General features: G+C 55.8%; 1 protein-coding gene. It reads left to right on the top strand.

Features of this window, described 5'->3' with window-relative positions:
* The coding region (locus AC1RVX_RS29980) for a DUF4214 domain-containing protein (protein WP_493220241.1) at positions 1–1,823 on the top strand (1,823 nt) is incomplete at both ends.

Here is a 1,823-nt window from a genome sequence, read left to right as displayed (position 1 = left end):
TGGACAGCGTCCAGCCTGTCCCTCAAAGACATCGCCCAAAGCTTCTCCGTACAAGCAGAATACGCATCGACCTATGCCAACCTGACGACAGCCCAAACTGTCAACACCATTTACAAAAACCTGTTTGGTCACGAAGCTGACCCAGCAGGTCTGACCTACTGGGCAGGCCAGATCACCAACGGCGCCGTCTCCGTTGGCGTCGCAGCCCTGTCCATCCTCGGTGGCGCAACTGGTGCCGACAAAACAGCCGTTGACTCCAAAGTCACCGCTGCAACGTCCTTCACTACCGCCGTTGATACCACCAAAGAAATCACCTCCTACGCAGGTGTAGACGCCAATGCCACTGCCAAAGTATGGCTGAGCAAAGTCGTTGACGCAGCCACCCTGGCCACAGCCCAATCCACTGTTGATGCAACGATCGCTACTATCGTCAGCAACAGCCCAGGCTCCCAGATCGTATTGACTAACGGTACAGACATTGTTTCCGGCGAAACATTCACTGCCCCCCAAGTCTACACACCAGGCGGCAATGCCCGTATCAACAGCCTGCAAGACGAAGACCAACTGACCGGTACCGGCGTCACCAACGTATTGACAGCCACACTGGGCAATGCCAATGACAACGGCGGCACCCTGATCACCCCGAAACTGACCAACATCCAAACGTTGAATGCCTCCTTCACAGGATCTTCTTCCGCTGGTGCCAACCTGGCAGTAACAGGTCTGGACATGCAAGATGCGACAGGCCTCAAAACCGTCAACATCTCCCGCATCGCCTCCGCAGCTGGTACCAACAATGCCCGTATCGAAAACATCAAATCCGTTCTCGATACCATGTCCATCACCAGCTCCAATGCCAACCAGGCTGGCGTAGTTGAATTCTCCTTCGGTACCGGCGTACTGACAGGCGTCAACACAGGTGCATTGAACCTCTCTGATGTCCAAGTAGGTGCAGTCAACATCGGTGGCAACACCTCTGGTTCTTCTGCTAACGGCGTAGGCGGTTCTGGTTACGAAAACCTGACAGTCAACAGCACAGGCGCCAACAACTTCATCGGCACACTGAACCTGCCAATGGACACAGGCACAGCTGGCAAAGTCACCATCACCGGTAACACCAACCTCAACCTCGGTTCCACCACCAACGTCGTCAACGGCGCTGTCGGTACCATCGAATCCGTCAACTACCAGGGCGGCATCCTGCAAGCCTCCGGTCGTCTGGCGACGGTTGATGCTTCCGCCTTCACAGGCAACCTGCTGATCAACCTCGGCAACGGCATCTTCACCACCGGTGCAGCAGATACCTCCGGTTCCGTACAAAACGTCTCCATCATCGGCGGCAAAGGTAACGACACCTTCATCCTGGCTGACACCATCGAAGCCGGCGACAGCCTCACAGGCGGTGACGGTAACGACACCCTGATCGTCGTCAATGGCGGTAACGTGACTGCGACTTCCAGCGTTGTCACCAAAGTGGAAGCCGTACAAATGATGTTGAACAATGCCACCCAGTCCCTCGACTTCAGCAAATTGCCTGATGTCACAGGCGTCCTGGTTCGCAACGTCTCCAACACTTTCGTTGCAGCCCCAGCTGACTCCGCACCGGTAGCAGGTACTTCCACGTTCAACCTGAACAAACTGACAGCAGCGCAAGCCACTGCCATCAGCATCCAGCACAGCGACACCGGTTCCAACGGCATCACCCAAAGTATCCTCAATGCCCGTCTGGCCACAGACACCGGCACAAGTGATACAGTAGCCGTCACCATCGTTGAAGGCTTCAACACCGATCCACGTTTCAACTTCACCCTGACCACAGGCGC

The sequence above is a fragment of the Undibacterium sp. GW821-FHT11B02 genome (genome assembly GCF_058808955.1).
Note: the sequence above shows the minus strand (reverse complement) of the source record. Positions and strands in the feature narration are given on the sequence as shown.